At 69.9% G+C, this 5,485-nt stretch carries 5 protein-coding genes; all 5 read left to right on the forward strand.

Annotation, left to right across the window (positions count from 1 at the left end):
- Positions 1 to 851 (forward strand): ATP-binding cassette domain-containing protein (locus tag ACWF94_RS32045; protein WP_453496484.1); only part of this gene is annotated, 851 nt, incomplete at its 5' end.
- The gene (locus ACWF94_RS32050) at positions 848 to 1,885 is read left to right on the forward strand and encodes an ABC transporter permease (protein ID WP_453496486.1); all 1,038 of its coding nucleotides are present in this window, start codon (positions 848 to 850) and stop codon (positions 1,883 to 1,885) included. The genes ACWF94_RS32045 and ACWF94_RS32050, both read left to right, overlap by 4 nt.
- 97 nt (positions 1,886 to 1,982) lie before the next feature.
- Entirely contained in the window at positions 1,983 to 3,029 is a 1,047-nt protein-coding gene (locus tag ACWF94_RS32055; protein WP_453496489.1) for a substrate-binding domain-containing protein, read from the forward strand.
- A gap of 46 nt (positions 3,030 to 3,075) precedes the next feature.
- Positions 3,076 to 4,287: a Gfo/Idh/MocA family protein gene (locus ACWF94_RS32060; protein WP_453496492.1), complete on the forward strand. Its 1,212-nt coding sequence runs from the start codon at positions 3,076 to 3,078 to the stop codon at positions 4,285 to 4,287.
- Positions 4,288 to 4,297: 10 nt separating this feature from the next.
- The gene (locus ACWF94_RS32065) at positions 4,298 to 5,302 is read left to right on the forward strand and encodes a sugar phosphate isomerase/epimerase family protein (protein ID WP_453496495.1); all 1,005 of its coding nucleotides are present in this window, start codon (positions 4,298 to 4,300) and stop codon (positions 5,300 to 5,302) included.
- Positions 5,303 to 5,485: the final 183 nt, after the last annotated feature.

The following is a 5,485-nucleotide window of genomic DNA, read 5'->3' on the forward strand; positions in this document are numbered from 1 at the left end:
CCGTCGGACTGCCCGCCGAGTCCACCCCGACCAGCGAGGTCGTCGCCCTGATGACCGGGCGGGACGTCGCGTATGTCTTCCCCGAGCGGCCCGGACCCGCCGCGGGTGATCGCAAACCGCCGGTCCTCAGCGTCGAAGGGCTCACCAGGAAGGGCGAGTTCGCCCCCGTCGACCTCGAACTGCGACCCGGTGAGATCGTCGGGCTCGCCGGACTCGTCGGCTCCGGCCGCTCCGAGATCCTGGAGACCATCTACGGCGCCCGCAAACCCACCGCCGGACGCGTCCTGGTCGACGGCGAACCCCTGCGCCCCGGCAGCGTCCGCTCCGCCGTACGCGCCGGGATCGGGCTGGCCCCCGAGGAGCGCAAGGCCCAGGGGCTGCTGCTCATCGAGACCGTCACCCGCAATGTGTCCATCTCCACCCTCTCCCGCTTCGCCCGCGCGGGCTGGCTCGACCGCGCGGCCGAACGGGCCGCCGCCCAGCAGGCGACCAGGGAACTCTCACTGCGCCCGGACAACCCCGACGCCCGTATCCGCACCCTCTCGGGCGGCAACCAGCAGAAGGCCGTCCTGGCCCGCTGGCTGCTGCGCGGCTGCAAGGTGCTGCTGCTCGACGAACCCACCCGGGGCGTCGACGTCGGAGCGCGCGCCGAACTCTATGCCGTGATCCGCAGGCTGGCCGACGACGGCCTGGCCGTACTTCTCGTATCCAGCGAAGTGCCCGAAGTCCTGGGCCTCGCCGACCGGGTGCTGGTGCTGCGCGAGGGCAGCGTCGTGCACACGGCCGACGCCCGGGAACTGGACGAGCACCGCGTACTCGACCTTGTGATGGAAGGGAGCCCGACGGCATGACGCAGCCAGCCACTCCGGCGCAGCAGAACACGCCGCCCACCCTTGTGAAGTCGCCGCCGGACAACGGGGGTTCGCGACGCCCGCTCGGCATGCGCCTGGACGTCCGCAATCTCTCCCTCCTCGGCGTCCTCGCCGCCCTGGTCGTCGTCGGCGGCATCACCAAGCCCGATGAGTTCCTGGACACCAGCAATCTTCAGCTCGTCCTCACCCAGGCGTCCATCATCGGCGTCGTCACCGTCGGCATGACGTTCGTCATCACCAGCGGCGGCATCGATCTGTCCGTCGGCGCGATCGTGGCGCTGGCCTCGGTGTGGGCGACGACCGTGGCCACCCAGGAGTACGGCTTCGCGGGCATCCTCTTCACGGCGGTGATCGTCGGCCTCGCCTGCGGCCTGGTGAACGGACTGCTGATCGCGTACGGCGGGATGGTGCCGTTCATCGCGACCATCGCGATGCTCGCGTCCGCCCGGGGACTCGCCCTCCAGATCACCGATGGCAAGACCCAGATCGTCACCGTCGAATCGGTGCTCGACCTCGGTATCAAGGACGCCAACATCCTCGGCATACCGCCGCTGGTCCTGGTCTTCGCTGCCGTCGTCGTCATCGGCTGGCTGCTGCTGAACCGGACGACCTTCGGGCGGCGGACGTTCGCCGTCGGCGGCAACGCGGAAGCCGCCAGGCTCGCCGGGATCGACGTCCGCAGGCAGCGGCTCTATCTGTATCTCCTCTCCGGACTGTGCTGCGGGATCGCCGCCTTCATGCTGATCGTGCTGGCCGGCTCGGGACAGAACACCAACGGCAACCTCTACGAACTCGACGCCATCGCCGCCGCGATCATCGGCGGCACCCTCCTCAGCGGCGGCCGGGGCACCATCGTCGGCTCCGTGCTCGGCGTGCTGATCTTCACCACGATCACCAATATCTTCGCCCTCAACAACCTGGAGAGCGCGGTTCAGCAGATCGCCAAGGGCGCGATCATCGTCGCCGCCGTCCTGGTGCAGCACCGGACCCTGCGCAACAGCGGCGACGCCTGACCCACTCGGCCGCACCCCTACCGCGCACGCCCGGCCCGCGCACCCCCGAACACCCCCTCACCCACCCTCGCTCCACCACCGGAAGGGCTGATCCGCCATGCCACAGAACTCCCGCCCCAGCCGCAGAGGAATGCTCTTCGGCACCGCGGCCGTCTCCGCGGGCGCGTTCCTCACCGCCTGCACCAGCAATGAGGCCAAGAAGCCGGAGGGCGCCACCAACAACGCCCCTGTCGCCGACGAGAAGCCCGGAAAGGCCGTCACCATCGGCTTCGCCGGACCGCAGGCCGACCACGGCTGGCTCAACGCGATCAACGACAACGCCAGGACGCGGGCGAAGAAGTACTCCGATGTCACCCTGGAGATCACCGAGGGCTCCAACGACACCGCCGCCCAGATCGGCCAGATCCAGACGCTGATCAACAAGAAGGTCGACGTCCTCGTCATCCTCCCCGCCGACGGCAAGGCCCTCACCCAGGTCGGCCTCCAGGCCATGAAGGCGGGCATCCCCGTCATCAACCTGGACCGGATCTTCGCCTCCCCGCAGGCGTACCGCTGCTGGATCGGCGGCGACAACTACGGCATGGGCCTGAACGCGGGCCGGTACATCGGCGAGAAGCTCAAGGGCAAGGCGAACGCCAAGGTCATCGAGCTGGCCGGGGTCGACAACCTCGAACTCACCAAGCAGCGCACCCAGGGCTTCGACGACGCCCTGAAGAACTACCCCAACATCAAGAAGGTCGCCCGGCAGGCCGCCGACTTCACCGTCGAGTCCGGCCAGGCCAAGATGGCGCAGCTCCTCCAGGCCCAGAAGCAGTTCGACGCCCTGTGGAACCACGACGACGACCAGGGCGTGGGCGCCCTGCGCGCGATCGCCCAGGCGGGCCGCAAGGACTTCCTGATGGTCGGCGGCGCGGGCGCCAAGTCCGCCATGGACGCCATCAAGGCGGACAACAGCGTGCTCAAGGCGACCGTGCTCTACCCGCCGACCATGTCGGCGTCCGCCATCGACATCGCCCGCGCGGTCGCCCAGGGCAAGGGCGTGGGCGGGATGGCGGAGCTGGAGATCCCCGCGTCGATCACCCTGTACTCGGCCGTCGTCACCAAGGAGAACGTCGACCAGTACCTGCCCACCGGCTTCATCTGACCGGCACGCCCGCCCCCACTGAGCAGTCCGACGAGGAGGAATCCGTATGGAACAGAGGGACAGTGAGGCCGCTCCGCCGACTCTCGGCGTCGGCATGGTCGGATACGCGTTCATGGGAGCCGCCCATTCACAGGGCTGGCGCACCGTGGGCCGGGTCTTCGATCTGCCGATGCGGCCGGTGCTCGCCGCGATAGCCGGACGTGATCCGTCAGCCGTGCGCGCCGCGGCCGACCGGCACGGCTGGGCCGCGGCGGAGACCGACTGGCGCGACCTCATAGCCCGGGACGATGTGCAGCTGGTCGACATCTGCACTCCGGGGGACCTCCATGCGGAGATCGCCATCGCGGCGCTGGAGGCGGGCAAGCACGTCCTGTGCGAGAAGCCCCTCGCCAACTCGGTCGCCGAGGCACAGGCGATGACGGCGGCGGCCGAACGCGCCAGGGAACGCGGACAGCTGGCGATGGTCGGCTTCAACTACCGGCGCGTCCCGGCCGTCGCCTACGCCCGGCGGCTCATCGCCGAAGGCCGCGTCGGCACCCTGCGCCATGTGCGGTTCAGCTATCTCCAGGACTGGCTGGTCGACCCGCAGGCCCCGCTGACCTGGCGGCTCCAGCGCGAACACGCGGGCTCCGGAGCGCTCGGCGACCTCGGCGCGCATATCGTCGACCTCGCCCAGCATCTGGCGGGCGAGCCGCTGACCGGGGTCTCCGCGCTGGCGGAGACGTTCGTACGGGAGCGTCCGCTGCTCGCCGCCCGCCCGGGGGGGCTCGCCGGCTCCGGCACCGCCGGGCGGGGGGCGGTCACCGTCGACGACGCGGCCCTGTTCACCGGCCGGCTCGCGTCGGGGGCGCTCGCCTCCTTCGAAGCCACCCGGATGGCGGCGGGCCGCAAGAACGCGCTGCGGTTCGAGATCAACGGCGAACTGGGTTCGCTCGCCTTCGATCTGGAGCGGCTCAACGAACTGTCGTTCCACGACCACACCGAGCCCGTCGCGTCCGCCGGATTCCGGCGCATCCTGGTCACCGAGGCGGACCATCCGTATCTGGAGGCGTGGTGGCCCCCGGGGCACCCGCTCGGCTACGAGCACACCTTCACCCACCAGGCCCGCGATCTGATCGAGGCGATCGCCACGGGCACCGACCCGGTCCCGTCGTTCGCGGACGGTCTCCAGGTGCAGCGGGTCCTGGCCGCGGTGGAGGAGAGCGCGGAGAACAACGCCGTCTTCACCCCCGTAAACCCCGTGAACAGCCACGTCTAGGGAGGGTTCCATGCCACGCCCGTTCACACTCTTCACCGGCCAGTGGGCCGATCTGCCGCTGGAGGAGGTCTGCCGCCTCGCCCGCGACTTCGGCTACGACGGGCTGGAACTCGCCTGCTGGGGCGACCACTTCGAGGTGGACAAGGCGCTCGGGGACCCGGCGTATCTCGACGGCCGGCACGCCCTGCTCGAAAAGTACGGCCTCAAGTGCTGGGCGATCTCCAACCATCTGGTGGGCCAGGCGGTCTGCGACCACCCCATCGACGAGCGGCACCGGGGCATCGTGCCCGCCCGCATCTGGGGGGACGGGGAGCCCGAGGGCGTACGCCGCCGGGCCGCCGCCGAACTGAAGGACACCGCGCGGGCAGCGGCGGCCTTCGGGGTGGACACCGTCGTCGGCTTCACCGGCTCGTCCATCTGGCATCTGGTCGCCATGTTCCCGCCCGTGCCGGACGGCATGATCGACCGAGGTTACGAGGACTTCGCCGAGCGGTGGAACCCGATCCTCGACGTCTTCGACGCCGAGGGCGTCCGCTTCGCCCACGAGGTGCACCCCAGCGAGATCGCGTACGACTACTGGAGCACCAAGCGCGCCCTGGAGGCCGTCGGCCACCGGCCGGCCTTCGGGCTGAACTTCGACCCCAGCCATTTCGTCTGGCAGGACCTCGATCCGGTCGGCTTCCTCTACGACTTCAGGGACCGGATCTACCACGTCGACTGCAAGGAGGCACGCAAGCGGCTGGACGGCCGCAACGGCCGGCTCGGCTCGCATCTGCCCTGGGGCGACCCCCGGCGCGGCTGGGACTTCGTCTCCGCCGGACACGGTGACGTCCCCTGGGAGGACGTCTTCCGGATGCTGCGCTCGATCGGCTACGACGGCCCGGTCTCGGTGGAGTGGGAGGACGCCGGCATGGACCGGCTCACGGGTGCGCCACAAGCGCTTGCCCATCTGAAGCGGTTCGATTTCGAGCCCCCCACCGCCTCGTTCGACGCCGCCTTCGGTGGTGGCGACTAGCCCTCGGACACCATTCCGCCGCTATTTCCGCAGGCCAGTGCCCGGCGGCGGCAAGCGCCGCCGGGCGGTCAGCGCTGCCCCGGTCCGTCTTTGTCCTGCCGTGGGAAGAAGTTCAACTTACCTATCGCACAAGGGCTTTCCGATCCGGACGAACCCGTCTACCGTCCCTGATGTGTACAGGAC

The sequence above is a fragment of the Streptomyces sp. NPDC055078 genome, from assembly GCF_053607985.1.

What these genes read in the sequence shown, in the direction of transcription:
- ACWF94_RS32055 (WP_453496489.1), top strand. Translation starts at nt 1,983, where the DNA reads ATGCCACAGAACTCCCGCCCCAGCCGCAGAGGAATGCTCTTCGGCACC.
- ACWF94_RS32065 (WP_453496495.1), top strand. Translation starts at nt 4,298, where the DNA reads ATGCCACGCCCGTTCACACTCTTCACCGGCCAGTGGGCCGATCTGCCG.
- ACWF94_RS32060 (WP_453496492.1), top strand. Translation starts at nt 3,076, where the DNA reads ATGGAACAGAGGGACAGTGAGGCCGCTCCGCCGACTCTCGGCGTCGGC.
- ACWF94_RS32050 (WP_453496486.1), top strand. Translation starts at nt 848, where the DNA reads ATGACGCAGCCAGCCACTCCGGCGCAGCAGAACACGCCGCCCACCCTT.